Annotated in this window: 23 protein-coding genes; 17 read left to right on the forward strand and 6 right to left on the reverse strand. The window is 59.2% G+C overall.

Annotated elements, in window-relative coordinates:
- The first annotated feature begins 2 nt into the window (after positions 1–2).
- From ubiI to F3I15_RS15600, 5 genes are all read left to right on the forward strand, one after another.
- Entirely contained in the window at positions 3–1205 is a 1203-nt protein-coding gene (gene ubiI, locus F3I15_RS15580) for an FAD-dependent 2-octaprenylphenol hydroxylase (RefSeq protein WP_150018532.1), read from the forward strand.
- A 2209-nt stretch (positions 1206–3414) separates the two neighbouring features.
- Positions 3415–4512, forward strand: coding sequence for a glycine cleavage system aminomethyltransferase GcvT (gene gcvT / locus F3I15_RS15585; protein ID WP_150018533.1), 1098 nt, complete (start codon positions 3415–3417; stop codon positions 4510–4512).
- A 20-nt stretch (positions 4513–4532) separates the two neighbouring features.
- Positions 4533–4919, forward strand: a complete 387-nt coding sequence (gene gcvH, locus F3I15_RS15590) for a glycine cleavage system protein GcvH (RefSeq protein WP_150018534.1) — start codon at positions 4533–4535, stop codon at positions 4917–4919.
- Between the two features lie 96 nt (positions 4920–5015).
- Positions 5016–7889: an aminomethyl-transferring glycine dehydrogenase gene (gene gcvP, locus F3I15_RS15595; RefSeq protein ID WP_150018535.1), complete on the forward strand. Its 2874-nt coding sequence runs from the start codon at positions 5016–5018 to the stop codon at positions 7887–7889.
- A 59-nt stretch (positions 7890–7948) separates the two neighbouring features.
- Positions 7949–8692, forward strand: coding sequence for an SDR family oxidoreductase (locus F3I15_RS15600; RefSeq protein WP_150018536.1), 744 nt, complete (start codon positions 7949–7951; stop codon positions 8690–8692).
- Positions 8693–8711: 19 nt separating this feature from the next.
- Here the strand turns inward: F3I15_RS15600 and F3I15_RS15605 are convergent, their stop codons facing one another.
- Positions 8712–10151, reverse strand: a complete 1440-nt coding sequence (locus F3I15_RS15605; RefSeq protein WP_150018537.1) for a 6-phospho-beta-glucosidase — start codon at positions 10149–10151, stop codon at positions 8712–8714.
- Positions 10152–10276: 125 nt separating this feature from the next.
- On the reverse strand, positions 10277–11008 hold the full coding sequence (locus F3I15_RS15610; protein ID WP_150018538.1) for a MurR/RpiR family transcriptional regulator: 732 nt from the start codon (positions 11006–11008) through the stop codon (positions 10277–10279).
- Between the two features lie 174 nt (positions 11009–11182).
- Here F3I15_RS15610 and F3I15_RS15615 point away from each other — a divergent pair, with 174 nt between their 5' ends.
- Positions 11183–11836 (forward strand): hemolysin III family protein, encoded by a 654-nt coding sequence (locus F3I15_RS15615; protein WP_150018539.1) that lies wholly within the window; start codon positions 11183–11185, stop codon positions 11834–11836.
- Between the two features lie 54 nt (positions 11837–11890).
- Here F3I15_RS15615 and ygfZ read toward each other — a convergent pair whose 3' ends face one another.
- Positions 11891–12874, reverse strand: coding sequence for a tRNA-modifying protein YgfZ (gene ygfZ / locus F3I15_RS15620; RefSeq protein ID WP_150018540.1), 984 nt, complete (start codon positions 12872–12874; stop codon positions 11891–11893).
- 226 nt (positions 12875–13100) lie between these two features.
- Here ygfZ and sdhE point away from each other — a divergent pair, with 226 nt between their 5' ends.
- Both sdhE and F3I15_RS15630 read left to right on the forward strand, forming a co-directional pair.
- Positions 13101–13367: an FAD assembly factor SdhE gene (gene sdhE, locus F3I15_RS15625; RefSeq protein WP_039380010.1), complete on the forward strand. Its 267-nt coding sequence runs from the start codon at positions 13101–13103 to the stop codon at positions 13365–13367.
- Positions 13342–13761 (forward strand): protein YgfX, encoded by a 420-nt coding sequence (locus F3I15_RS15630; RefSeq protein ID WP_150018541.1) that lies wholly within the window; start codon positions 13342–13344, stop codon positions 13759–13761. The genes sdhE and F3I15_RS15630 overlap by 26 nt, the downstream gene beginning before the upstream one ends.
- Here the strand turns inward: F3I15_RS15630 and fldB are convergent.
- A complete protein-coding gene (gene fldB, locus F3I15_RS15635; protein ID WP_150018542.1) occupies positions 13758–14276 on the reverse strand; it encodes a flavodoxin FldB in 519 nt (172 codons plus the stop codon). The genes F3I15_RS15630 and fldB overlap by 4 nt on opposite strands.
- Positions 14277–14344: 68 nt before the next feature.
- Between fldB and xerD the strand changes: the two genes are divergently transcribed.
- The 5 genes from xerD to lysS all read left to right on the forward strand — a co-directional run bounded on the left by xerD (position 14345) and on the right by lysS (position 20464).
- Positions 14345–15271, forward strand: coding sequence for a site-specific tyrosine recombinase XerD (gene xerD, locus F3I15_RS15640; protein ID WP_104085473.1), 927 nt, complete (start codon positions 14345–14347; stop codon positions 15269–15271).
- Between the two features lie 22 nt (positions 15272–15293).
- Entirely contained in the window at positions 15294–16007 is a 714-nt protein-coding gene (gene dsbC / locus F3I15_RS15645; protein WP_150018550.1) for a bifunctional protein-disulfide isomerase/oxidoreductase DsbC, read from the forward strand.
- A gap of 9 nt (positions 16008–16016) precedes the next feature.
- Positions 16017–17741: a single-stranded-DNA-specific exonuclease RecJ gene (gene recJ / locus F3I15_RS15650; protein ID WP_145339637.1), complete on the forward strand. Its 1725-nt coding sequence runs from the start codon at positions 16017–16019 to the stop codon at positions 17739–17741.
- Between the two features lie 94 nt (positions 17742–17835).
- A protein-coding gene (prfB, locus tag F3I15_RS15655; RefSeq protein WP_104085475.1) for a peptide chain release factor 2 occupies positions 17836–18934 on the forward strand; the annotation gives its coding sequence in 2 pieces (ribosomal slippage) (positions 17836–17910 and positions 17912–18934; 1098 coding nt in all).
- A 9-nt stretch (positions 18935–18943) separates the two neighbouring features.
- The gene (gene lysS / locus F3I15_RS15660; RefSeq protein WP_039380000.1) at positions 18944–20464 is read left to right on the forward strand and encodes a lysine--tRNA ligase; all 1521 of its coding nucleotides are present in this window, start codon (positions 18944–18946) and stop codon (positions 20462–20464) included.
- Between the two features lie 51 nt (positions 20465–20515).
- Here the strand turns inward: lysS and F3I15_RS15665 are convergent, their stop codons facing one another.
- On the reverse strand, positions 20516–21142 hold the full coding sequence (locus F3I15_RS15665; RefSeq protein ID WP_104085477.1) for a hypothetical protein: 627 nt from the start codon (positions 21140–21142) through the stop codon (positions 20516–20518).
- A gap of 291 nt (positions 21143–21433) precedes the next feature.
- On the opposite strand from F3I15_RS15665, the gene F3I15_RS15670 reads away from it, so the two are divergent.
- A complete protein-coding gene (locus tag F3I15_RS15670; protein WP_150018543.1) occupies positions 21434–22597 on the forward strand; it encodes an MFS transporter in 1164 nt (387 codons plus the stop codon).
- On the opposite strand, the gene F3I15_RS15675 is transcribed toward F3I15_RS15670, so the two are convergent.
- Positions 22573–23514, reverse strand: a complete 942-nt coding sequence (locus F3I15_RS15675) for a LysR family transcriptional regulator (protein WP_150018544.1) — start codon at positions 23512–23514, stop codon at positions 22573–22575. The two genes, F3I15_RS15670 and F3I15_RS15675, sit on opposite strands and share 25 nt — an antisense overlap.
- 109 nt (positions 23515–23623) lie before the next feature.
- Here F3I15_RS15675 and lysA point away from each other — a divergent pair, with 109 nt between their 5' ends.
- The 3 genes from lysA (at position 23624) to F3I15_RS18225 (ending at position 26084) form a co-directional block, all read left to right on the forward strand.
- The gene (gene lysA, locus F3I15_RS15680; RefSeq protein WP_150018545.1) at positions 23624–24877 is read left to right on the forward strand and encodes a diaminopimelate decarboxylase; all 1254 of its coding nucleotides are present in this window, start codon (positions 23624–23626) and stop codon (positions 24875–24877) included.
- Positions 24877–25329 (forward strand): GNAT family N-acetyltransferase, encoded by a 453-nt coding sequence (locus tag F3I15_RS15685; RefSeq protein WP_190315047.1) that lies wholly within the window; start codon positions 24877–24879, stop codon positions 25327–25329. The genes lysA and F3I15_RS15685 overlap by 1 nt, the downstream gene beginning before the upstream one ends.
- Positions 25330–25835: 506 nt before the next feature.
- Positions 25836–26084: a hypothetical protein gene (locus tag F3I15_RS18225; protein WP_190315050.1), complete on the forward strand. Its 249-nt coding sequence runs from the start codon at positions 25836–25838 to the stop codon at positions 26082–26084.
- Positions 26085–26517: the final 433 nt, after the last annotated feature.

A 26517-nucleotide genomic window follows, 5' to 3' on the forward strand; every position in this document is an offset into this window, starting at 1 on the left:
CAATGCAAACATTTGATGTGGTGATTGCCGGTGGCGGCATGGTCGGTCTGGCAGTGGCCTGCGGTTTGCAGGGAAGTGGTCTGCGCGTTGCAGTACTGGAGAAAGCGGCGGAACCGCAGTTTGATCCGGCAGCAGCAGCGTCGATTCGGGTATCAGCAATTAATGCAGCCAGCGAACGGCTGCTACAGAAACTTGACGTCTGGTCATCTATTCTCGCCCTGCGCGCCAGCGCGTATCACGGTATGGAAGTGTGGGATCAGGATAGCTTTGGCTCTGTCAGCTTCGATGATGAGCAGCAGGGGCTATCGCATCTTGGTTATATTGTTGAAAATGAAGTGATTCACAGTGCGCTGTGGCAGCGTGCCAGCCAGTGCAAAGATGTTACGCTGTTTGCACCGGCCCGTCTGCAGCAGGTCGCGTTTGGTGATAACGAAGCGTTTATCACGCTGGAAGATGGCACCATGATGAGCGCCCGGCTGATGATAGCTGCCGACGGCGCCAGCTCCTGGCTGCGTGAAAAAGCGGATATCCCGCTGACGTTCTGGGATTATGAGCATCATGCGCTGGTCGCGAACGTGCGTACTGACATGCCGCATGATGCCATCGCGCGTCAGGTATTTCACGGCGATGGCATTCTCGCTTTTCTGCCGATGCAGGATCCGCACCTGTGCTCAATCGTCTGGTCGCTGGCTCCACAGGAAGCAGCGCGCATGCAGTCGATGCCCGCAGCGCTGTTTAATCAGCAGCTCTCTGTAGCCTTTGATATGCGGCTGGGATTATGCAGCGTTGAGAGCGAGCGCAAAACGTTCCCGCTGACGGCACGCTATGCGCGCAATTTTGCAGCTCATCGTCTGGCGCTGGTCGGCGATGCGGCGCACACCATTCATCCGCTGGCCGGGCAGGGCGTGAACTTAGGCTTTATGGATGCGGCTGAGTTGATTGGTGAGATCCGCCGCCTGCATCAGGCGGGCCGTGATATCGGCGAGCACCTCTCACTGCGCCGCTATGAACGCAGCCGCAAGCACAGCGCAGCGCTGATGCTGGCCGGCATGCAGGGATTCCGTGAGCTGTTCGCCGGCACGCATCCGGCGAAAAAGCTGCTGCGCGATGTCGGGCTAAAGCTGGCCGATACGCTGCCAGGCGTAAAGCCGCGTCTGCTGAAGCAGGCGATGGGGCTGAACGACCTGCCAGAGTGGATCCGCTAGCTAACCAGGACGCTGTCGTTTCGCACCCGCCTTACCCCGGGCGCCATCATTTCGCTCCCGCCTCACCGTAGGGGGCGCATTAATGCGCCCCGGTTCAAATCCATCCCCGGACGTCACATTTCGCACCCGCCTTACCCCGGGCGCCATCATTTCGCCCCCGCCTTACCGTAGGGAGCGCATTAATGCGCCCCGGTTCAAATCCATCCCCGGACGTCACATTTCGCACCCGCGTTAACCCGGGCGCCATAAATGGCGCCCCTGCGGTGGCCCAACACAGGGCGCCATCATTTCGCTCCCGCCTCACCACAGGGGGCGCATTAATGCGCCCCGGTTCAAATCCATTCCCGGACGTCACATTTCGTACCCGCGTTAACCCGGGCGCCATAAATGGCGCCCCTGCGGTGGCCCAACACAGGGCGTTATCATTTCACCCCCCGCCTTACCGCAGGGGGCGCATTAATGCGCCCCGGTTCAAATCCATCCCCGGACGTCACATTTCGCACCCGCGTTAACCCGGGCGCCATTTATGGCGCCCCTGCGGTGACTCAATACCGGGCGTCATGGTTTCGCCCCCGCCTTACCGTAGGGGGCGCATGAATGCGCCCCGGTTCAAATCCATCCCCGGACGTCACATTTCGNATGGCGCCCCTGCGGTGACTCAATACCGGGCGTCATGGTTTCGCCCCCGCCTTACCGTAGGGGGCGCATGAATGCGCCCCGGTTCAAATCCATCCCCGGACGTCACATTTCGTACCCGCCTTACCCCGGGCGCCATAAATGACGCCCCTGCGGTGGCTCAATACCGGGCGTCATGGTTTCGCCCCCGCCTTACCGTAGGGGGCGCATTAATGCGCCCCGGTTCGAATCTATCCCCGGACGTCACATTTCGCACCCGCCTCACCGCAGGGGGCGCATTAATGCGCCCCGGTTCGAATCCATCCCCGGACGTCACATTTCATACCCGCGTTAACCCGGGCGCCATCATTTCGCTCCCGCCTTACCGTAGGGGGCGCATTAATGCGCCCCGGTTCAAATCTATCCCCGGACGTCACATTTCGCACCCGCGTTAACCCGGGCGCCATAAATGGCGCCCCTGCGGTGACTCAATACCGGGCGTCATGGTTTCGCCCCCGCCTTACCGTAGGGGGCGCATGAATGCGCCCCGGTTCAAATNATGGCGCCCCTGCGGTGACTCAATACCGGGCGTCATGGTTTCGCCCCCGCCTTACCGTAGGGGGCGCATGAATGCGCCCCGGTTCAAATCCATCCCCGGACGTCACATTTCGTACCCGCCTTACCCCGGGCGCCATAAATGGCGCCCCTACGAACACCCAATACCGGGCGTTATTGTTTCGCACCCACCTTACCGTAGGGGGCGCATTAATGCGCCCCGGTTCGAATCCATCCCCGGACGTCACATTTCGTACCCGCGTTAACCCGGGCGCCATAAATGACGCCCCTACGGTGGCCCAACACAGACATTATCATTTCCCCCCGCCTTACCGTAGGGGGCGCATTAATGCGCCCCGGTTCAAATCTATCCCCGGACGTCACATTTCGTACCCGCCTTACCCCGGGCGCCATAAATGACGCCCCTGCGGTGACTCAATACCGGGCGTCATGGTTTCNATCCCCGGACGTCACATTTCGTACCCGCCTTACCCCGGGCGCCATAAATGACGCCCCTGCGGTGACTCAATACCGGGCGTCATGGTTTCGCCCCCGCCTTACCGTAGGGGGCGCATTAATGCGCCCCGGTTTAAACCCGTCCCCGGGTGTTATCGTTTCGTATCCGTATGCACCCCGGCATAAACCTCCCCTTAATCACCGCTCGCACTAAAACAGAGCGCTCTGCATCATAATGATGCCTCGTTTGATTTATTCTAATTTCACTGCCAGATTCGCATTAGTTATTTTCATGCAGGATTAATCGCACAGCTATGCCATTTCTTACGTTACCCGCGGTAGCGTGTTTTATTTACTGAGATATCGCCCCGTAGTTGCATAATCTGCGCGTTTAATCACACAAAGGCAGCGGATTATGCTGCATGCTATGGGAGGCACCGCAAAGATGAGGCCTGACTTCGACCTCGTTTTTCTTATGGTTAAATCTGTTTTTCAGTGGTAACGTCAGCTGAAAGAGAACGTTTGCGTGGACGATTTATCATCGCGCAGACGAGCCCCGCTTATTGGTTTTCACAGGATGGTTATGACTCAGCAAACGCCTCTGTTTAAGCAGCACCAGCAGGATGGTGCACGTATGGTGGACTTCCATGGCTGGATGATGCCGCTGCACTACGGCTCGCAAATCGATGAGCACCACGCAGTGCGTAGCGACGCCGGCATGTTTGATGTATCGCACATGACCATCGTTGATCTGCACGGCGCACGGACTCGCGAGTTTTTGCGCTATCTGCTGGCAAATGATGTCGCAAAACTGACGCAGCCTGGCAAAGCGCTCTACAGCGGCATGCTTAACGCATCGGGCGGCGTGATAGACGATCTGATCGTCTACTTCATGCAGGAGGATTTTTTCCGCCTGGTGGTCAACTCCGCCACGCGAGAGAAAGATCTCGCCTGGATCACGCAGCACGCCGCACCGTTTGGCGTGGCGCTGACCGAACGTCATGATCTGGCGCTGATTGCCGTGCAGGGCCCGAATGCGCAGCAGAAAGCACAGACGCTGTTTGATGAGAGCCAGCGCGCTGCCGTTGCCGGCATGAAACCTTTTTATGGCGTGCAGTCAGGCGACCTGTTCATTGCCACCACCGGCTACACCGGCGAGGCGGGCTATGAAATTGCGCTGCCCGCTGAGCAGGCGGAAACGTTCTGGCAGCAGCTGCTGGCCGCCGGCGTCAAACCCGCAGGCTTAGGCGCCCGCGACACGCTGCGTCTGGAAGCCGGTATGAATCTTTATGGCCAGGAGATGGATGAAGGCGTTTCGCCGCTGGCCGCGAATATGGGCTGGACTATCAGCCTGGAACCAGCCGATCGCGATTTTATCGGACGTGAAGCGCTGGAAGCGCAGCGCGAACAGGGCAGTGAGAAACTGGTGGGGCTGGTCATGACGGAAAAAGGCGTACTGCGCAGTGGCCAGACGGTGCGCTTCACCGATGAGCAGGGCGTACCGCAGCAGGGTATGATTACCAGTGGTTCCTTCTCGCCGACGCTGGGCTGCAGCATCGCCCTGGCGCGCGTGCCTGCCGGTATTGGCGAGCAGGCTTTTGTGGAGATCCGCAATCGCGAAATGCCGGTAAAAGTGACTAAACCCGTTTTTGTACGCGCCGGTAAGCCGGTCGCTCAGTAAATTTTTCAGGAGAAATGGCGATGAGCAATGTGCCAAATACGTTGAAATACCGTGACAGCCACGAGTGGGTGCGTAAAGAAGAAGATGGCTCCTGGACCGTGGGGATCACCGAACATGCCCAGGAGCTGCTCGGTGATATGGTGTTTGTCGATCTGCCAGAGGTCGGCGCTACGTTTAGCGCGGGCGACGACTGCGCCGTCGCGGAGTCGGTTAAAGCGGCTTCCGATATCTATGCACCGCTGAGCGGTGAAATTGTTGCGGTAAATGAAGCGCTGACCGACTCCCCTGAGCTGGTGAACAGCGCGCCTTATGGCGAGGGCTGGTTGTTCCGCCTGAAAGCCAGCGATGAAGCTGAACTCGACAGCATGCTTGATGCTGACGCCTATAAAGCCAGTATCGACGAGTAACCGGTAGCCTCTGACGGTGTCGCAGTGCGGCACCTCTTCTTTATCTGCCTGTTGTAAGTCCTTTGTGTAACCCAGCCCGATGCAGGATTGACTGTAATGACCCAGACTCTCAGCCAGCTTGAACATAACGGTGCATTTATCGAGCGCCATATTGGTCCCACCGCCGCCCAGCAGGCCAGCATGCTGGAAGCGATTGGTGCCGGTTCGCTAAACGAACTCATCAGCACCATCGTACCGGCGGATATTCAGCTGCCCGGGCCGCCGGCCACGGGTGACGCCGCGACCGAGCAGCAGGCGCTGGCAGAGCTGAAAGCGATGGCCAGTCAGAATCAGCGCTACAAATCCTGGATCGGCATGGGCTACAGTGCAGCGATCACTCCGCCGGTGATCCTGCGTAATATGCTGGAAAATCCTGGCTGGTACACCGCCTATACGCCGTATCAGCCCGAGGTGTCGCAGGGGCGTCTGGAGGCGCTGCTGAATTTCCAGACGCTGACGCTGGATCTGACCGGTATGGATATCGCCTCCGCGTCGCTGCTGGATGAAGCCACCGCGGCAGCTGAAGCGATGGCGATGGCGAAACGCGTCAGCAAGCTGAAGAGCGCCACGCGCTTCTTTATCGCCGATGATATTCATCCGCAGACGCTGGATGTCGTACGCACCCGCGCCGAAACGTTTGGCTTTGATCTGATTATCGATCGGGCAGAGAAAGCGCGCGATCATCAGGATCTGTTTGGTGTTCTTCTGCAGCAGGTGGGCACCAGTGGTGAAGTACATGATTATCGCGACCTGATAGCAGAGCTGAACAGCCGCAAAGTTGTCGTGAGCGTGGCCGCTGATTTCATGGCGCTGCTGCTGCTGGAGGCGCCCGGCAAACAGGGCGCTGACATTGTGTTTGGCTCCGCTCAGCGCTTTGGCGTGCCAATGGGCTATGGCGGACCGCACGCGGCCTTTTTTGCCAGCCGCGATGAGCACAAACGCTCAATGCCGGGCCGGATTATCGGCGTCTCACGCGATGCGGCGGGCAACACCGCGCTGCGCATGGCGATGCAGACGCGCGAGCAGCATATCCGTCGTGAAAAGGCGAACTCCAATATCTGTACCTCGCAGGTCCTGCTGGCCAATATCGCCGGCCTCTATGCGGTCTGGCACGGTCCGCAGGGTTTGCAGCGCATCGCCTCGCGCATTCATCGCCTGACCAGCATTCTGGCAACCGGCCTGCAGAAAGGCGGATTGACACTGCGCCACGCCAGCTGGTTTGACACGCTGACCGTTGAGGTTGCTGACAAGGCCGCCGTGCTTAATCGCGCGCTGAGTTTTGGCGTAAACCTGCGCAGCGATATGCCTGACGCCGTGGGTATCACGCTGGATGAAACCACCAGCCGTGAAGATGTACAGGCGCTGTTTGCTATTTTTCTGGGCGACGCGCACGGGCTGGATATCGATACGCTTGATGCCGCCGTATCGGCGGAGAGTGCGGCTATTCCGGCAGGCCAGCAGCGCCGCAGTGATTATCTGACGCATCCGGTATTTAACCGCTACCACAGCGAAACAGAAATGATGCGCTACATGCACAGCCTGGAGAAAAAAGATCTGGCGCTGAATCAGGCAATGATCCCCCTCGGCTCCTGCACCATGAAACTGAATGCCGCCGCAGAGATGATCCCGATCACCTGGCCGGAGTTCTCTGAACTGCACCCATTCTGCCCCGCTGAACAGGCTACCGGCTATCTGCAGATGATTGGGCAGCTGTCGCAGTGGCTGGTACAGCTCACCGGCTATGACGCGCTCTGCATGCAGCCTAACTCCGGGGCGCAGGGAGAGTATGCCGGCCTGCTGGCGATCCGCCGCTATCACGAAAGCCGCAATGAAGGCCGGCGCAACATCTGCCTCATCCCGGGTTCGGCACACGGCACCAATCCAGCCTCGGCGCAAATGGCGGGCATGTCGGTTGTTGTGGTTGCCTGCGATAAACAGGGCAACATCGATCTCGGCGATCTGCGTGAGAAAGCGGCTCAGGCGGGCGATGCGCTCTCCTGTATCATGGTGACCTATCCCTCCACTCACGGCGTCTATGAAGAAACCATCCGCGAGGTGTGCCAGATTGTGCATCAGTATGGCGGTCAGGTGTATCTGGATGGCGCCAACATGAACGCCCAGGTGGGCATTACTACGCCTGGCTATATCGGTGCCGACGTCTCACATCTCAATCTGCATAAAACCTTCTGCATTCCGCACGGCGGCGGCGGACCGGGCATGGGGCCGATTGGCGTAAAAGCGCATCTGTCCCCGTTTGTGCCGGGGCACAGCGTGGTGCAGATTGATGGCGTACTGACGCAGCAGGGCGCCGTTTCGGCTGCGCCGTTTGGCAGCGCCTCCATTCTGCCTATCAGCTGGATGTATATCCGTATGATGGGCGCAGAAGGACTGAAACAGGCGAGCTCGGTGGCGATCCTCAACGCCAACTACATTGCGCGTCGTCTGCAGTCGGCCTATCCGATCCTCTACACCGGACGCGATGGTCGCGTGGCGCACGAATGTATTCTCGATATTCGTCCGCTCAAAGAGCTGAGCGGCATCAGCGAGCTGGATATTGCCAAACGTCTGATCGATTACGGTTTTCACGCTCCGACCATGTCTTTCCCGGTAGCGGGTACGCTGATGGTGGAGCCGACCGAATCAGAGGGCAAAGCAGAGCTGGATCGCTTTATCGACGCGATGCTGGCGATCCGCATGGAGATTGACCGCGTCACCGCCGGTGAGTGGCCTGCTGATGACAATCCGCTGGTCAACGCACCGCATACGCAAATGGAAATCGTGGGCGAGTGGCAGCATCCCTATACCCGAGAGCTGGCGGTATTCCCGGCAGGCAGTGCGAATAAGTACTGGCCAACGGTAAAACGTCTTGATGACGTCTTCGGCGATCGCAACGTTTTCTGCGCCTGCGTGCCGATGAGCGAATATCAGTAAGCGCGGTGAACTGACCCCTTAAGGACCGGCTGCCGGTCCTTTTTCTTTTGGAGGCACATATGGATCTGGCACTGGTTACCGGCGGCAGCCGGGGCATCGGACGCGCCACCTCGCTGCTGCTGGCGCAGGCGGGTTACCGCGTGGTAATCAACTACCGTCAGCGGGCTGCGGATGCGGAACAGCTGGTCGGGGAGATTATCAGCCAGGGCGGCAGCGCCTGCGCGCTGCAGGCGGATATTGCTGATGAGGCGCAGGTCGTGAGGCTGTTTGCGCAGCTGGATGAGCTGCCGGGCGCACTACGGATAGTGGTGAACAACGCCGGAATTCTGTTTACGCAGTGCCGGGTGGAGGCGCTGAGCGCTGAGCGGATCCAGCGCGTGCTGGCGACAAACGTCACCGGGACTTTTATCTGCTGCCGGGAAGCGGTGAAACGCATGAGCAGGGCGCACGGCGGAGAGGGTGGTGTGATCGTGAATGTTTCATCAGGTGCCGTACACAGCGGCGCGCCGGACGAATATGTGGATTATGCGGCGTCAAAAGCGGCGGTGGACACGCTGACCCGCGGGCTGGCGCGCGAAGTGGCCGCCCAGGGGATCCGGGTAACCGGTGTGCGTCCCGGCTCCACGTATACCGACATGCATGCGGATGGCGGCGAGCCGGAGCGGGTGGATCGGGTGGCGCAGCGTATTCCGCTGGGGCGCGGCGCCCAGCCGGAAGAGATCGCCCGCGCGATCCTCTGGCTGAGCAGCGATGCCGCCGCGTATGTCACCGGCAGCATGTTGGACGTGACGGGCGGACTCTGACATCCGCCCGCATCGCCGGTCAAAGCGTGGCGCCGTTGCTGGCGATCACCTGCTGATACCAGCTGAAGCTCTTTTTCTTTGAACGCGCAAAGGTGCCGCTGCCGTCGTCGTTTTTGTCGACGTGAATAAAGCCATAGCGCTTGCTGTACTGACCGGTGGTGAACGAGACGCAGTCGATGCAGCCCCACGGCGTGTAACCCAGCAGCTCAACACCATCCAGCGCCACCGCTTTTTTCATCTCTTCGATATGCGCCCGCAGGTAGTCAATGCGGTAGTCATCGGCGATAAAGCCCTCTGCATCAGGCTTATCGATCGCGCCGAAGCCATTTTCCACAATAAACAGCGGCTTCTGATAGCGCTCATAGAGTGAATTCAGCACATAGCGCAGGCCCACCGGATCGATCTGCCAGCCCCAGTCTGACGCTTTAACGTGCGGATTGGGTACCACGCCGTCAAAGCCGGTGATCGGATCATCCACGCCGCTGGCGCGGGTATCGACCGCGTTGCTCATGTAATAGCTGAAACCGATGTAGTCGCAGCAGCCCTGCTGCAGGGTTTCGGCATCATCTGCTGCCATCTCGATGTGGTAGCCTTTGCGCGCCCACTCTTTCAGCGTGTAAGCGGGGTAAGCGCCGCGCATCTGCACGTCGCTGAAAACGTAACGCTGATGCATCGCCTCCTGCGCCCGCATGACATCATCCGGATGACAGGAGAAGGGATAGACCGGCACCATGGCGATCATGCAGCCAATCTGAAAACCGGGATTGATCTCATGACCGCGCTTCACCACCTTTGCACTGGCGACAAACTGGTGATGCATAACCTGATACATCGTCTGCTCTGGCTTCTCATGCTCAGGAAACACCACGCCGGAACAGCAGTAGCCAAACAGCGGATATTGCCAGTTGCGCTGGTTGTTGATCTCGTTAAAGGTCATCCAGTACTTCACTTTGTGCTGATAGCGCGTCATCACTACGTCGCTGAAGCGCACAAAGAAATCGACTACCCGGCGGTCAGCCCAGCCGCCATACTCTTTTACCAGATGATAAGGCATCTCAAAGTGAGAGAGGGTGATCACCGGTTCGATACCATATTTCAGCAGCTCATCGAACAGGTCATCATAAAACTGCAGGCCCGCTTCGTTGGGCTGCGCTTCATCGCCGTTGGGGAAGATGCGCGTCCAGGCGATAGAGGTGCGGAAGCATTTAAAGCCCATCTCAGCAAACAGCGCGACATCCTGTTTGTAGTGTGAGTAAAACTCTACCGCCTGGTGATTGGGATAGTGTTTGCCCGGCTGTACGCCGTCGGTGATCACGCGGTCAACGCCGTGTGCGCCACCGGTCAGCACGTCAGCAATACTGACGCCTTTGCCGCCCTGATCCCAGCCGCCTTCAACCTGATGCGCGGCTACTGCGCCGCCCCAGAGAAACCCTTGTGGTAACTGCAAATCATCACGCATTGTTCAGCCTCATCATACGTCGGGTGAAAACAGAATTTCCCGCAGTGTAACAAGCAGCCGGTGAATGTCACGCTATAACACCGCGTGCAGAATGTAACCTGTCACAGTTAAAAAACAGGGTGTTTTCAGGGGGATAGCATATGCGCCAGCGTGCGTCCCAGCGTTTCGATAATGTACATGACCGGCACCTGCGTGGTGATGTCGTGCTGCCCGGCCAGCGTGATCTGCGGCACGTGATAGGAGAGGGTAAAATCCGCCATTTTTGCCAGCGAGCTGGTGTCGTGATTGGTGATGGCGATGATTTTGCAGCGGTTAAGGCTGAACTGACTGGCGAAGCGCAGAATCTCTTCAGTCTCGCCGGAAACGGAGAGAATAATCGCCAGCGCGCTTTCACTGACTCCGGGCATAACCGGATAGTAAGGATCATCAATATGGTGGCTGAATTTGCCGACGTTGGAAAAGAAGCGCGCGCCATATTTACCGAGGCTGCCCGACGTGCCGGCACCAATAAAGAAAATATGCCCGGCCTGCAGGATCATCTGCGCGGCCTGCGCAATCTGCTGCTCAAATTCGGCATTGTGAATACTTTTAAAAAAGCTCAGCATTTCGCCAGCGCCCGATGAGGGGATCGCAGGCAGGGTCTGCTCCTGGGCCAGGCGAAAGCGGATGCGAAACTCTGACCAGCCGTCACAGTGCAGCTTGCGGCAAAAGCGCAGTACGGTGGTGGTAGAGACGCCCGCCTGCGCCGCCAGATCGCGAATGGTCATATAGCTGACGCTTTGCGGATGTTTGATGATGAAATGGTAAACCTGCATCTCAAGATCGTTCAGGCTGGAGAGATCGCGGTGTGCAAACATGCGGAGCATCGCTCAGGCAGCAAAAGGAGCCTGCAGTGTACCAGATTGCACCGCGTGCCGGGTGACACACCCCGACACAGAAATAATTGAGCGTACATGTGTACACTGAAAATATTCCTGGTTAGGCTGAAGGGGTTAAAAAAGACGCTCCTTTATCTTCAGGGATCCCGCACCATGGTAAAACCCGTACTCATTACGCCCGGTTATTCGCTGGCCGAAGAGATAGCCAATAGCATCAGCCATGGCGTTGGCTGCCTGTTTGGTATTATCGGTCTGGTGCTGCTGCTGACGCAGGCAGTGGAAACGCAGGCGAGCATCACTGCTATCACCAGCTACAGCCTCTATGGCGGCAGCATGATTCTGCTCTACCTCGCCTCTACGCTCTATCACGCTATTCCGCATCAGCGCGCCCGGCCGTGGCTGAAAAAATTTGATCACTGCGCTATCTATCTGCTGATCGCCGGCACCTATACGCCGTTTTTGCTGGTCGGGCTGAAATCACCGCTGGCACACGGACTGATGGTGGTGATCTGGAGTCTGGCGCTGGCGGGCATTATTTTTAAGCTGACGATAGCGCACCGTTTTAAAGTGCTGTCGCTGGTGACCTATCTCAGCATGGGGTGGCTGTCGCTGGTGGTGATCTATCAGCTGGCGATGCGGCTTTCCGCCGGTGGCGTCTGGCTACTGGCGGCGGGGGGCGTGGTCTACTCCCTGGGTGTGATTTTTTACGTGTCGCGCCGGATACCCTTCAGCCATGCGATCTGGCACGGCTTCGTACTCGGCGGCAGCGTACTGCACTTCTGTGCCATCTACTTTTATGTGAAGTAAACGGCTTTATGCGTATTGCAGCGGGACGCCGGACGGCCTCCCGCTCTGCGCCTCTTACGCGTCCAGCGCGTAAGGCAGTGGCTGAATGGTAAGTTCACCGCCTTCATCGCCTTCAGCACGCAGGATAGCGTCTGGTTCCGGATCGTTATTCATCACCATCTGCACCCAGACGCTGCCATCCTCAAGCTGTACCGCACACAGTACCGTGCCGGTGCGCCGCCAGCGATCGCCCATCTGCAGCTCCATCGAACTCCCCGCTTCCGGTACTTTACCGGCGCTGCCCGCCAGCCAGAACAGGGCGCGCTTGTTGGCACCGCGGAACTTCGCCCGCGCGACCATCTCCTGACCGGTATAGCAACCTTTCTTAAAGCTGATTGCATCCAGCGCCTGCAGGTTGGTTGCCTGCGGGATCAGCTGGGCGCTGGTAGCGCTATCGATAACCGGAATACCCGCTTCGATATCCAGCGCCAGCCACTGCCTGCTGTCGTTGAACTGCGCCTCGCCCTCGAGAGCTGCTTTAATCGCTTCCGCTTTGGCAGGGGTGGTGACCACGACAAAACGCTCAGCGGGCTGATCCAGCCACAGCAGCGTGCTCTCATCCTGCTGCACTACCGCATGCGCGGCATCCGGCAGCGTGGCAAACAGATTCGTCAGTGCCGCACGCGCCTGAAAGCCGGCAACGCCCAGTACGACGGCGTCATCGTCAGCTTCGATGGTCACTTTGGCAAACACCGCATATTTTTTCAGTTCAGCAATCTGCTGGTCACGCAGGCTGCGGCGCACCAGATAAGCGTATCCCTCGCCGCGATGAAACAGACGCAGATTGCTCCACATTTTGCCTTTGGCGTCGCAGTGGGCAGCCTGACGATGCTGCTCACTGGTCAGCGTCGCGACATCCAGCGTCAGCTGTCCCTGCAGGTAGCTGGTGCTGTCTTTGCCCTGTACCGACACCAGCGCCCACTCATCAAGCGACATCAGCGTCAGGGGCAGGCGTGCCGCAGCGACAGGCTGGCGGGGAGGGAGGGTAAAAATCGGCATGTGTCCATCCTGATTAATCAAATTTGTCCGGAGTTGTTTGTTCAATGTTAAAAGAGCGGCCGGGCAATGCAACCTGTTTACGGAACCGGGCGCACAAATCGCGTGATGAGGCGGCAACGCAGCCTGCCACTTTGCGTAATCCTGCGCAGGAAACAGCACTCAGCCTGCAGCAGGCAAAAAAAGCAGGTACACTGACCCTACTGTTTACAGCCGTGGAACACGACACATGGATATTCATGATAAATCACGCGTTAAGTGGGCCTGCCGTCGGGGCATGCTTGAGCTTGATGTCTCCATTATGCCTTTTTTTCACTATGAGTATGATTCGCTGAGTGATGAAGATAAGCGGGTGTTTGTTGCTTTACTGAAGAGTGACGATCCGGATCTGTTTAACTGGATGATGGACCACGGCGAGCCTGCGGATCCCGAGTTTAAGCGCATGGTAAAACTGATCCAGCAGCGCAACCGTGAACGCGGTCCGGTGGCAATGTAGCCTGCGCCCTTCACGCAGCGCCCGGCTGGCGAATCTGGCAGCGGGTTTTAGCTGCGTGACGCTTCTGCTGTGGCTCGTCTGGCCTGCGAAGTGGTATGCGCTGCAGGCGCTGCTTTCCGTGGCGGTGCTGGCGGAAAGCTGGCGCACGGAGTGGCGCTTACGACAACGCTGCGGCGAGCTAACGCGGGATGCGCAGGGAAGCTGGGGCTGGCGGGGAACCCGCTGGCATACCGCCCGGACGGCGCAGTGGCTGCCGTGGGGCGTGCTGCTGACCCTGCAGAATGCGCAGGGAGAGCGCTGGCGTTTCTGGCTGATGCAGGACGCCATGACGACGCGCAGCTGGCGGCAGCTGCGCGCGCAGGACGCGCTCAGCAGCGCTGCAGACCGGCGTTAAAGCCGGTCAGCTGTTTCCGTGAGCACCTGTTCGCACCACTGCTCAATACGCTCGTCGCTCTGCTCAAACTGGTTAACATCATCCAGCGCCAGGCCCACAAATTGTGTGCCGTCAGCGGTCAGCGGCTTGCGGCTGGTAAAGGTGTACCCCTCCAGCGGCCAGTAGCCGACAAACTGCACGCCCATCGGCTGCAGCAGTTCGTGCAGCATGCCCAGCGCATCAAGAAACCACTCGCTGTACTCAATCTGGTCGCCCATACCGTACAGCGCCACAATTTTCCCCTGCAGGTTAAGTCCCGGCAGCTGCGGCCATACCGCTTCCCAGTCCTCCTGCAGCTCGCCAAAATCCCAGGTCGGAATACCGAGGATCAGCAGGTCATACTGCTCCATCAGCGAGGGATCATCATCTTTGAGGTTGTGCAGCGTCACCAGCTCTTCACCAATAAAGTCGCGGATTTTTTCCGCTGCCATCTCGGTGTAACAGGTACTTGAACCGTAAAAAAGTCCGATATTCATGCGGTTAATGCTCTGTATGAAACTCACTCTGGCGCAATTGTACCAGAACCCCTCTGCTTTAAGGCATAATGAGCACGATTTCACACTGGCGAGAGGATAACGTGCAGGATAGCGATCTGATTGAACAGTTTCTTGATGCGCTCTGGCTGGAGCGTAATCTGGCGCAAAATACGCTGGCCTCTTATCGTCAGGATCTGCAAACCCTCACCGCATGGCTGCAGCATCACAATCTGACGCTGCTGACGCTGCAGGCGCTGGATCTGCAGCAGTTTCTTGCCGAGCGTATTGAAGGCGGCTATAAAGCCACCAGTTCAGCCCGCACGCTGAGCGCCATGCGCCGGCTGTTTCAGTATCTCTACCGTGAAAAGCTGCGCAGTGACGATCCCAGCGCGCTGCTCTCCGCCCCTAAGCTGCCGCAGCGGCTGCCGAAAGATCTCAGCGAGAGTCAGGTAGACCGGCTGCTGCAGGCGCCGGCCACAGATATTCCGCTGGAGCTGCGCGATAAAGCGATGCTGGAGGTGCTGTATGCCACCGGTCTGCGCGTCTCAGAGCTGGTCGGGCTGACTATCAGCGATGTCAGCCTGCGACAGGGAGTGGTGCGCGTTATCGGTAAAGGTAACAAAGAGCGGCTGGTGCCATTAGGTGAAGAAGCGATCCACTGGTTAGAGCACTATATGGAATATGGCCGGCCGTGGCTGCTAAACGGACAGACGCTGGACGTTCTGTTTCCCAGCCAGCGCGCGCAGCAGATGACGCGTCAGACCTTCTGGCACCGCATCAAGCACTACGCGACGCTGGCAGGTATCGACAGCGATAAACTGTCACCACACGTGCTGCGGCATGCATTTGCCACACATTTACTGAACCACGGCGCTGATTTGCGCGTCGTACAGATGCTACTGGGACACAGTGACCTGTCGACTACCCAGATTTATACGCATGTTGCCACCGAGCGGCTGCGTCAGTTACATCAACAGCACCATCCGCGCGCCTGAGCAGCGGCAACAAGGACTTATGATGAAAAAACAGTTTACCGTTCTGGCACTGCTGGTCAGCGCCTTTTCCGCTCTGGCACAGGCTGATGACAGCGCCATTCAGCAGACGCTGAAAAAAGTAGGTCTGCAGCAGGCTGAGATCCAGCCTTCGCCGCTGCCGGGCATGAAAACCGTGCTGACAGAAAGCGGCGTGATTTACATTACTGAAGATGGCAAACATATGATTCAGGGGCCGCTGTATGACGTCAGCGGCGCACAGCCGGTTAATGTTACCAACCAGCTGCTGGATAAAAAAGTCGCCGCGCTGGCGCCGGAAATGATTGTCTATAAAGCGCCGAAAGAGCAGCACGTCATTACGGTGTTTACTGATATCACCTGCGGTTACTGCCGTAAGCTGCATGAGCAGATGGCGGACTACAACGCGCTGGGTATCACGGTGCGCTATCTCGCTTTCCCGCGCGAAGGGCTGAACGGTCAGGTTGAGAAAGCGATGAGGGCGATCTGGTGCAGTGCCGATCGCAACAAAGCGTTCGATCAGGCGATGAAAGGCGATACGCCGCAGATGGATGCGCCAGCGACCTGCAGCCTCAATCTCGATAAGCACTACAAACTCGGCATTCTGTTCGGCATTCAGGGTACGCCTGCCATTCTTACCGACAGCGGTATGATGATCCCGGGCTATCAGGGTCCGCAGGAGCTGAAACAGGTGCTTGATGGTCAGAAGCGGGGCGGTTAATTCACAGTGATGCACACTACAGAACTGCGTCGGCGCACGCTGCCGGCTGATGCCAGCCTGCCTGACGACCTGCCGCCTCTGCTGCGCCGTCTCTATCTGCATCGCGGCGTTAAAACCGCAGCAGAGCTGGAGCGCGGGGCAAAATATCTGCTGCCGTGGCAGAGCCTCGGCGGTATAGAGGCTGCGGTTGCGCTGCTGCACCGGATGCTTACGGGCGGCCAGCGCATTATGGTCGTCGGCGATTTTGACGCCGACGGCGCGACCAGCACCGCACTGACCGTGCTGGCGCTGCGCAGCATGGGCGGCAACGTGGATTATCTGGTGCCTAACCGCTTTGACGATGGCTATGGCCTGAGTCCGGAAGTGGTGGAGCAGGCGCGCGCGCGCGGCGCGGAGATGATCCTCACCGTGGATAACGGCATCTCCTCGCACGCGGGCGTCGAAACGGCGTCAGCGCATGGCATCCCGGTCCTGATCACCGATCACCATCTGCCGGGCGAAACGCTGCCGGCCGCCGACGCTATTGTTAACCCCAACCTCAGCGACAGCGCTTTTCCGTCGCGCGCGCTGGCAGGCGTCGGCGTGGCGTTCTACCTGATGCTGGCGCTGCGCGCGCATCTGCGCGAGCAGGGCTGGTTTACTCCCCAGCGCAGCGAACCCAATCTGGCCGCGTGGCTCGATCTGGTCGCGCTCGGCACCGTAGCGGATGTAGTGCCGCTGGATGCGAATAATCGCATTCTGGTGTGGCAGGGGCTGAGCCGCATTCGCGCCGGTAAATGCCGCGCCGGTATCCGGGCGCTGCTGGAGATCGCAAACCGCGATGCGCGTCAGCTGGCCGCCAGCGATCTCGGCTTTGCCGTCGGCCCGCGTCTTAACGCGGCGGGGCGGCTTGACGATATGTCGGTTGGCGTGGCGCTCTTGCTGACCGAGGATATTGCGCAGGCGCGCATGCTGGCCAGCGAGCTGGATGCGCTGAACCAGACGCGCAAAGAAATTGAACAGGGCATGAAAAGCGAAGCGCTGGCGCTGTGCGATGCGCTGGAGCGTCAGCATAGCGACCTGCCGCTGGGCCTGGCATTTTATCACCCCGAATGGCATCAGGGGGTGGTCGGGATCCTCGCATCGCGTCTGAAAGAGCGTTTTCACCGGCCGGTCATCGCGTTTGCGCCCGCGGGCGATGGCACGCTAAAAGGATCGGGTCGCTCAATCGCCGGACTGCACCTGCGTGACGCGCTGGAGCGGCTGGATACGCTCTATCCGGGGCTGATTATCAAGTTCGGCGGCCATGCGATGGCGGCAGGCCTCTCGCTGGAAACGGATAAATATGATGCGTTTCGTGAGCGCTTTGCCGCGCTGATTGATGAGTGGCTGGATGGGGAAGCGCTGCAGGGCGTGGTCTGGTCAGACGGGGAGCTGCACGCGCAGGAGTTCAGCCTGCATACCGCTGAAATGCTGCGCGAGGCGGGGCCGTGGGGACAGGCGTTTCCGGAACCGGTGTTTGACGGCAAATTTAAACTGCTGCAGCAGCGGCTGGTGGGCGAGCGTCACCTGAAGGTGATGGTGGAACCGCTCGGCGGCGGACCGCTGCTGGACGGGATCGCGTTTAATGTTGATACCCGTCTCTGGCCGGATACCAGCGTGCGGCAGGTTGAGCTGGCCTATAAGCTGGATATCAACGAGTATCGCGGTAACCGTTCTGTGCAGCTGATAATCGATCATATCTGGCCGCTCTGACCGCGCGCGCCGCTACAAACCGCGCGCACTTTCGGGTAAACTCATGCGTTACTTTATCTTTTCTCACCGTATCGCCAAAAAAGACTGAAAAGCCATGTTTGAAATTAATCCGGTCAAAAATCGTATCCAGGACCTCAGCGAGCGCAGCGGCGTTCTTAGGGGGTATCTTTGACTACGATGCCAAGAAAGAACGTCTCGAAGAAGTAAACGCCGAGCTGGAGCAGCCGGACGTCTGGAATGAACCTGAACGCGCGCAGGCGCTCGGCAAAGAGCGCGCGTCGCTCGAAGCCGTTGTTGAAACCCTCGATCAGATGCACCAGGGTCTGGAAGATGTGCAGGGCCTGCTGGAGCTGGCGGTTGAAGCGGACGATGAAGAAACCTTCAACGAAGCTGTGGTTGAGCTCGACGCGCTGGAAGTCAAGCTGGGTGAGCTGGAATTCCGCCGCATGTTCTCAGGCGAGTATGACAGCGCCGACTGCTATATGGATATTCAGGCAGGTTCTGGCGGTACGGAAGCGCAGGACTGGGCCAGCATGCTGCTGCGTATGTATCTGCGCTGGGCAGAAGCCAAAGGGTTTAAAACCGAGATCATTGAAGAGTCGGAAGGCGAAGTTGCGGGCACTAAATCCGCCACCATCAAGGTGATTGGTGACTACGCCTACGGCTGGCTGCGTACGGAAACCGGCGTCCATCGCCTGGTGCGCAAGAGTCCGTTTGACTCCGGCGGCCGTCGTCACACCTCATTCAGTTCGGTGTTTATCTATCCGGAAGTGGATGACAATATCGATATCGATATCAACCCGGCCGATCTGCGCATTGACGTCTATCGCGCATCGGGTGCGGGCGGTCAGCACGTTAACAAAACGGAGTCTGCGGTGCGTATTACCCACCTGCCGACCAACATTGTGGTGCAGTGCCAGAACGACCGTTCACAGCACAAGAACAAAGACCAGGCCTTCAAACAGCTGCGCGCCAAGCTCTATGAGTATGAGATGCAGAAGAAAAATGCTGACAAGCAGGCCGCAGAAGAGAACAAATCAGATATCGGCTGGGGCAGCCAGATTCGTTCTTACGTGCTGGATGACTCCCGCATCAAAGATCTGCGTACCAGCGTAGAGACCCGCAATACTCAGGCGGTGCTGGATGGCGATCTGGATCGTTTTATTGAAGCAAGTTTAAAAGCAGGGCTATAAGGAACCGACATGTCTGAACAACAACCGCAGAACGCTGACGCCGCACTTGAGTTAAATAATGAACTGAAAGCGCGTCGCGAAAAACTCAGCGCGCTGCGTGAAAAGGGCGTGGCGTTTCCCAACGATTTCCGTCGTGACACCACCTCCGATCGGCTGCACGCCAGCTATGACGACAAGAGCAACGAAGAGCTGGAAGCGCTGGGCGTGGAAGTGAGCGTTGCCGGTCGTATGATGACGCGCCGCATCATGGGTAAAGCGTCGTTTGCCACGCTGCAGGATGTTGGCGGTCAGATCCAGATCTACGTTTCCCGTGACGATCTGCCGGAAGGCGTCTACAACGAGCAGTTCAAGAAGTGGGATCTGGGCGATATTCTGGGTGCACGCGGTAAGCTGTTCAAAACCAAAACCGGCGAGCTTTCAATCCATATCTCAGAACTGCGCCTGCTGACCAAAGCGCTGCGTCCGCTGCCGGACAAGTTCCACGGCCTGGCTGATCAGGAGACGCGCTATCGTCAGCGCTATCTTGATCTCATCTCCAATGATGAATCGCGCCACACCTTTCAGGTACGCTCGAAAATCATGGCGGGTATTCGCCAGTTCATGGTAAACCGCGACTTTATGGAAGTGGAAACGCCAATGATGCAGGTGATCCCGGGCGGCGCTTCTGCGCGTCCTTTCATCACCCATCACAATGCGCTGGATATCGATATGTATCTGCGTATTGCGCCGGAGCTTTATCTGAAGCGTCTGGTGGTGGGCGGCTTCGATCGCGTGTTTGAGATCAACCGTAACTTCCGTAACGAAGGCATCTCGCCGCGCCATAATCCTGAGTTCACCATGATGGAACTCTATATGGCGTATGCAGATTACAAAGATCTGATTGAGCTGACCGAAAGCCTGTTCCGCACGCTGGCGCAGGACGTACTGGGCACCACTGAAGTGGCCTATGGCGAACATACCTTTGACTTCGGTAAGCCTTTTGAGAAGCTCACAATGCGTGAAGCGATCAAAAAATATCGCCCGGAAACGGACCTGGCTGACCTGGAAGACTTTGATAAAGCGGTAGCGATCGCCAGTGCGCTGCATATCAAAGTGGAAAAAAGCTGGGGTCTGGGCCGCGTGGTAACGGAGATCTTTGAAGAGACGGCGGAAGCCCATCTGATTCAGCCTACCTTCATTACCGAATACCCGGCAGAGGTTTCACCGCTGGCGCGCCGTAATGATGAGAATCCGGAAATCACTGACCGCTTTGAGTTCTTTATTGGTGGTCGCGAGATCGGTAACGGCTTCTCAGAGCTGAACGACGCTGAAGATCAGGCAGAGCGTTTCCTGCAGCAGGTGAATGCAAAAGATGCCGGCGATGATGAAGCGATGTTCTACGATGAAGATTACGTAACCGCGCTGGAGCACGGACTGCCGCCAACGGCTGGCCTCGGTATCGGTATCGACCGTATGGTAATGCTGTTTACCAACAGCCACACCATTCGCGATGTGATCCTGTTCCCGGCGCTGCGCCCGACGGCGAAGTAACGGCAGGCGCTGCCCGTCTCTCTCCCGCAGGGGAGAGTCGGGCAGCAGTTATCACGGCGCAATCGCCTCTGCCAGCCACGTCTGAAAGCGCGCATAGGGTATGTAGAGTGCCACATCGCTATACAGCGTTTTTCCGCTTTGGTTATCATCGATCCGCCGGCTGTATCCGGTGATCACCCCAGCCAGCGTGTCATCACTGGCGTTATAGACTGCGCCGCCCGACATGCCTTTCACTACGCCAGCACTGGCCGCCACCACCACACAGTTTGCTTTGTTCCAGCTGTTTACCAGCGTGGTATTCACCAGGTTCTCTCCGCTGGAGGCGACCGGCAGGGCAGAGATAAAGCTATAGCCATAAAGATTCACGCGATCGCCGATGTGGCCGTTGCGGAACGCCGGCGGCAGGTTGCCCGCCCGGTTTTTATGGTAAACCACGGCGAGATCGCAGTCGGGGTGCCAGGCTTTTACCCGATACAGTGAGTATTTCGCCACGTGTGCCGCCGTCAGGCTGTAGTCGGCGGTCAGCGGGATAGTCGTGCCCAGCGTGCCGACCCCAAGAATAGTGGGAATACCGGTAACGGTCATATCCACCCGGCGCGCAGCTTCTTTACTGTATTCATAGTGTCCGACCGAGCAGCCGCTGAGGCAGCACGCCGCCAGCGCAATTATCCAGCGCATCTCTTTTTTCTCCTGTGGGGCGCTCACCTGCGCGCTGCGTCCTGACCGTTACCCGCTTCCGCCGGCTGAAAACCGGGCAACGCTATCACTATCCGCCACCGCGCCACAAGCCGGACCGGCGCTGATTATTGCCGCGCCGGCAACATAGCCTTGCGGCGCACAGGGTGGTTGCGCTGCCAGGGCTGTGCTTTAATGCAGCGTGACGCAGTTCAAATATTAATAAGCGTTCTGTTTTACCGTGCTGTGTTCGCAGTACGGCCCGCCTGCAAAATTATCTTGGGAGAGTGTGTTATGCCTGTTGCATTACTGGCGCTGGCGCTGAGTGCGTTCGCCATTGGCACCACGGAGTTTGTCATCATGGGGTTACTGCCGGAAGTGGCAGGCGATCTGCAGGTGTCGATTCCTTCAGCCGGCTGGCTGATCAGCGGTTACGCGCTCGGCGTGGCGATTGGCGCGCCGATTATGGCGCTGCTGACCGCCAGCCTGCCGCGCAAGCGTACGCTGAGCCTGCTGATGGTGATCTTTATTATCGGTAACGTGCTCTGCGCGCTGGCCTATAGCTATAACCTGCTGATGCTGGCGCGGGTGGTCACCGCACTTTGCCACGGCGCGTTCTTTGGCATTGGATCGGTAGTGGCCGCAAGCCTGGTGGCGCCCGGCCGTCAGGCGTCAGCGGTGGCGCTGATGTTTACCGGACTGACGCTGGCAAACGTGCTTGGCGTACCGCTTGGCACCTGGTTTGGTCAGCTGTTTGGCTGGCGTGCCACCTTCTGGGGCGTGGCGATTATCGGCATTCTGGCGTTTATCGCCCTGATTGTCAGCCTGCCGGCAAATAAAGAAGAGAAGCCGGTTCATCTGGCCAGTGAGATTGGTGCGCTGGCCAACGGACGACTCTGGCTGTCGCTGCTGATGACGGTCTGCTTTGCCGCCGCGATGTTTGCGCTGTTCAGCTATATTGCGCCGCTGCTGCTTCAGGTCACCGGCATCAGCGACCGCGGCGTGAGCTGGACGCTGTTCCTGATTGGCGCCGGCCTGACGGCAGGTAATATCATTGGCGGCAAGCTGGCGGACTGGAAAGTCTCATTCAGCCTGATCCTCAGCTTCTCACTGATTGCGCTGTTCTCGCTGCTCTTCAGCTGGACCAGCCATGCGCTCTGGCTGGCTGAAATTACGCTGTTCCTGTGGGCCATGGCGACGTTTGCCACCGTACCCGGCCTGCAGATCAACGTGGTGCGCCACGGCAAAGAGGCACCGAATCTGGTTTCCACGCTGAACATCGCTGCTTTTAACGTGGGCAACGCGCTGGGTGCCTGGGTGGGCGGCGCCGTTATCGCGCGCGGCTACGGCCTGACGGCAGTGCCGGTTGCGGCCGCCGCCATCGCCGCTGTCGGTCTGGTGGTGTGTGTCATCACCTTTCGCAACGCTAACGGTCAGGGCGCTACGGTTCGCGTCTGAGCAAGCTGCGCGGCGATAAGCCCCGGAAATGCCGCCACCTGCTGCTGCAGGTGGTGGCAGAAGCGCTCAACCAGCGCAGAGGCGGGCCGGTGCTGCGGGCGGATCAGGCTCACGGTAAACGGCACGCTGATACTGAAACGCCGCATTACCACGCCGCTCGCCGCGTAATCCAGCGCGGTGAGCGGATTTACAATCGATAAACCAACCCCGGCGCGCACCATCGCGCATACCGATGCGGCGCTGTGCGTCTCCAGCACCAGCCGCCGCTCAACCTTCTGTTCCAGAAACAGCGCATCCAGCAGCTGACGATAGCTGTCATGCCGCGACAGGCTGACAAAATTCTGCTGATGAAAATCGGCAGGTGTCAGCACATCGCGCTGACAGAGCGGATGCTGCGGCGGCAAAACGCACACTTCATCGCAGGTCAGCAGAGTGAGGCGTTCCGTGCCGGATGGCGCGTGCTGTGTCTCGGTCAGGCCGAGATCGTAGCGCTGCGCCGACAGCCACTCCTCCAGCAGCGGCGACTCCTGCGGAATGATGTTCAGATTCACCTGCGGATAGCGCTGCATAAAGGGCTGCAGCAGAGGCGGCAGCAGCGACTGGGAAAATACCGGCAGGCAGGCCACCGACAGCTCGCCATGCCGGAACTGCCGTAATCCTTCTGCCGCATCCAGAATCCGGTCCAGTCCGTACCAGGAGCGCTGCACCTCTTCAAACAGGCTCAGCGCCTGCATCGTGGGCTGCAGACGACCGCGCACCCGCTCAAACAGCGTCAGCCCCAGCTGCTGCTCCAGACGCGCCAGCTCACGGCTGACGGTGGGCTGCGAAGTGTGCAGCAGCGCGGCGGCCTGCGTCAGATTGCCGCTGGTCATCACCGCATGAAAAATTTCGATATGTCGCCAGTTGATGTTCGCCATCGCTCCTCCGCCAAAGGCATATCATATTTGCATAGCTGCCGCTAAAACAGATATTTCTGTGAATCGATGTGGTGTGGCTAAATGGGGGCAACAGTACAGGAGAATTGTTATGCCACGTCCGTTAGACACCACTGAATCTGCGCTTAACGCTACCCATCTGCTGCCGCTGGCGCAGCGCTACAGCGGTCCGTTCTGGGCCTATGACGCCGCCATTATTCAGCAGCGTATTGCGCAGCTCAGCCAGTTTGATGTGGTGCGCTTTGCGCAGAAAGCCTGCTCAAACATCCATATTCTGCGCCTGATGCGTCAGGCCGGGGTAAAAGTCGATTCCGTCTCGCTGGGTGAAATTGAACGCGCGCTGGCGGCGGGATTTGAGCCGGGCGGTGAGGACATTGTGTTTACGGCGGACCTGCTGGATCTGCCGACGCTTGAGCGCGTGGCTGAGCTGCAGGTACCGGTAAACGCCGGTTCGGTAGATATGCTGCACCAGCTGGGCGCGCGTTCGCCAGGCCATAAAGTGTGGCTGCGTATCAATCCTGGTTTTGGTCACGGTCACAGCCAGAAAACCAACACCGGTGGCGAAAACAGCAAGCACGGCATCTGGTATGGCGATCTGCCGCTGGCGCTGGCTGCGATTCAGCAGCACGGTCTGCAGCTGGTGGGGCTGCATATGCATATCGGCTCCGGCGTGGATTATGCGCATCTGCAGCAGGTGTGTGACGCCATGGTCGATCAGGTGATTGCGTTTGGTCAGGATCTCAGCGCCATCTCAGCCGGCGGCGGTCTCTCTGTTCCCTATCATTTTGGTGAAGAGGCGATCGATACCGACCACTATTTTGGCCTCTGGAGCCGCGCGCGCGATCGCATTGCCGACCACCTTGGGCATCCGGTAAAGCTGGAAATCGAGCCGGGACGCTTCCTGGTAGCTGAATCGGGCGTACTGGTTTCACAGGTACGAGCGGTTAAAGCGATGGGCAGCCGCCACTTTGTGCTGGTTGATGCAGGCTTTAGCGATCTGATGCGTCCGGCTATGTATGGCAGCTATCACCATATTTCGGTGCTGCCAGCCGATGGCAGCACGCCGGAGGCAGCCACGCAGGAGAGCGTGGTGGCCGGGCCGCTATGTGAATCAGGCGATGTGTTTACCCAGCAGGAGGGCGGCAAGGTGGAGACCCGCGCGCTGCCTGCCGTGCAGCCGGGCGACTATCTGGTCTTTCACGATACCGGTGCTTACGGCGCTTCCATGTCCTCTAACTACAACAGCCGTCCGCTGATCCCGGAAGTGCTGTTTGAAAACGGCAGCGTGCGTGAGATCCGCCGCGCGCAGACGATTCAGGAGCTGCTGGCGCTGGAGCTGAACTGATGCGTATTATGCCGCTCAGCAGCGTGCCGCATCACGCCAGTCAGATAACCGACTGGCTATGGCAGGCGTTTGGCGATGGCACGACGCGTGAGTTCTATCACAGTGTCGTGCGCAGCAGCCTGAACGGTGCCGATCTGCCGGTGACGTTTGTCGCACTGGACGCGCACGATATTCCGCTGGGCACTATCGGTTTCTGGCGCTGCGATCTGATCAGCCGCCAGGATCTCTGGCCGTGGGCGGCAGCGCTCTATGTCGATCCCGCCTCACGCGGTCAGGGCGTGAGTGAGGCGCTGCAGCAGCACGTGATCGATTTCGCCCGCGAGCGCGGCCACGCACGTATCTGGCTCTGGTCAACGTTTGCCGGTTACTACGAGCGACACGGCTGGGAGTATGTCTGCGAAGCGCTGGAGTTTCCCGCCGAGCAGGTGAGGGTGTATAAGCAGGATCTGTGACGGGAGCTGGTTCCGTTCGCCACGGGCGCGGGCGCGGGCGCCGGTTCCGTTCGCTGCGGGGCGCATGTTAAGCGCCGGTTCCGTTCGCCGTCAGCTGCGGGTAATGTTAAGCGCCGGTTCCGTTCGCCGTCAGCTGTGGCAGCAGTCTGTGCTCCGGCACGGCGATGCTGCCCCGGGGCCGGTTCCGTTCGCCGTCAGCTGCGGCAGCAGCCTGTGCTCCGGCACGGCGACCGGGCAGAGGACGCCAGGCCGCGCCCTCTGCACTCCCCGGCCCTGCGCCAGCCCCGTCCGCCGCTGCGCGGTTCCCTCGCTCACGCCCGCTTCCCNCCGGCACGGCGACCGGGCAGAGGACGCCAGGCCGCGCCCTCTGCACTCCCCGGCCCTGCGCCAGCCCCGTCCGCCGCTGCGCGGTTCCCTCGCTCACGCCCGCTTCCCCGGGACCGGCCGCCATTCGCTCCTGCTCACCGCGCCCTTTCGCCGGCGTCCTGCCGGCTCATCCCGGAATCGTGCCCTCCCTCGGCGGACCCGGATGGCGCTTCCCGCCGCTGATTGTCTTTTTTCTCTTCCTTATGTTTTTTATGGCTGAAGGTTTCGTGAAAAGCTTCAGACCACACCGCAACGCTTTTAAAAAACAAAAAGAAGGGTTTGCAGGCGGGGAGAGCGGTGCTTCCCGCCGCTGCCGCTCTTTTTTTCTTTATGATGTTTTTTCGTGGCTGGCAGACCTGCGCCTGAACTTCAGGCTTCGCCACTTTTAAGAATGAAAAAATGAATTTGCAGGCGGGGAGGAGGGCGCCATCCGCAGCGCCGGGCGCAGAGTGACGGCCAGGGCGAGCCGGCAGGACGCCGGCGAGAGCGCGGGGTGAGCAGGAGCGAANTAAGGGGCGCGCCCACCCGCCCCTTAGCCCGTCCGCGTGCGGGAACGCCGCTGAAACTGCCGGAAGCCTGGCGGGCGGAACCCCTCCGGTGCCCCGCGCTGCTTAGCGCACAGCCGCGCGCTGCTGCCCCGGAGCTGGTTCCGTTCGCCGTCAGCTGCGGGGCGCCGATTGAGCGCCGGTTCCGTTCGCCGTCAGCTGCGGCAGCAGCCTGTGCCCCGGCACGTCGACCGGGCAGAGGACGCCTGGCCGCGCCCTCTGCACTCCCCGGCCCTGCGCCAGCCCCGTCCGCCGCTGCGCGGTTCCCTCGCTCACG

This window comes from Pantoea sp. M_9, from assembly GCF_008631385.1.
GTDB classification, from domain to species: domain Bacteria; phylum Pseudomonadota; class Gammaproteobacteria; order Enterobacterales; family Enterobacteriaceae; genus Pantoea; species Pantoea eucrina.

Coding starts and splice junctions, on each gene's coding strand:
- ubiI (WP_150018532.1), top strand. CDS start 3: ATGCAAACATTTGATGTGGTGATTGCCGGTGGCGGCATGGTCGGTCTG.
- gcvT (WP_150018533.1), top strand. CDS start 3,415: ATGACTCAGCAAACGCCTCTGTTTAAGCAGCACCAGCAGGATGGTGCA.
- gcvH (WP_150018534.1), top strand. CDS start 4,533: ATGAGCAATGTGCCAAATACGTTGAAATACCGTGACAGCCACGAGTGG.
- gcvP (WP_150018535.1), top strand. CDS start 5,016: ATGACCCAGACTCTCAGCCAGCTTGAACATAACGGTGCATTTATCGAG.
- F3I15_RS15600 (WP_150018536.1), top strand. CDS start 7,949: ATGGATCTGGCACTGGTTACCGGCGGCAGCCGGGGCATCGGACGCGCC.
- F3I15_RS15605 (WP_150018537.1), bottom strand. CDS start 10,151: ATGCGTGATGATTTGCAGTTACCACAAGGGTTTCTCTGGGGCGGCGCA.
- F3I15_RS15610 (WP_150018538.1), bottom strand. CDS start 11,008: ATGTTTGCACACCGCGATCTCTCCAGCCTGAACGATCTTGAGATGCAG.
- F3I15_RS15615 (WP_150018539.1), top strand. CDS start 11,183: ATGGTAAAACCCGTACTCATTACGCCCGGTTATTCGCTGGCCGAAGAG.
- ygfZ (WP_150018540.1), bottom strand. CDS start 12,874: ATGCCGATTTTTACCCTCCCTCCCCGCCAGCCTGTCGCTGCGGCACGC.
- sdhE (WP_039380010.1), top strand. CDS start 13,101: ATGGATATTCATGATAAATCACGCGTTAAGTGGGCCTGCCGTCGGGGC.
- fldB (WP_150018542.1), bottom strand. CDS start 14,276: ATGAATATCGGACTTTTTTACGGTTCAAGTACCTGTTACACCGAGATG.
- xerD (WP_104085473.1), top strand. CDS start 14,345: ATGAGCACGATTTCACACTGGCGAGAGGATAACGTGCAGGATAGCGAT.
- dsbC (WP_150018550.1), top strand. CDS start 15,294: ATGAAAAAACAGTTTACCGTTCTGGCACTGCTGGTCAGCGCCTTTTCC.
- recJ (WP_145339637.1), top strand. CDS start 16,017: ATGCACACTACAGAACTGCGTCGGCGCACGCTGCCGGCTGATGCCAGC.
- lysS (WP_039380000.1), top strand. CDS start 18,944: ATGTCTGAACAACAACCGCAGAACGCTGACGCCGCACTTGAGTTAAAT.
- F3I15_RS15665 (WP_104085477.1), bottom strand. CDS start 21,142: ATGCGCTGGATAATTGCGCTGGCGGCGTGCTGCCTCAGCGGCTGCTCG.
- F3I15_RS15670 (WP_150018543.1), top strand. CDS start 21,434: ATGCCTGTTGCATTACTGGCGCTGGCGCTGAGTGCGTTCGCCATTGGC.
- F3I15_RS15675 (WP_150018544.1), bottom strand. CDS start 23,514: ATGGCGAACATCAACTGGCGACATATCGAAATTTTTCATGCGGTGATG.
- lysA (WP_150018545.1), top strand. CDS start 23,624: ATGCCACGTCCGTTAGACACCACTGAATCTGCGCTTAACGCTACCCAT.
- F3I15_RS15685 (WP_190315047.1), top strand. CDS start 24,877: ATGCGTATTATGCCGCTCAGCAGCGTGCCGCATCACGCCAGTCAGATA.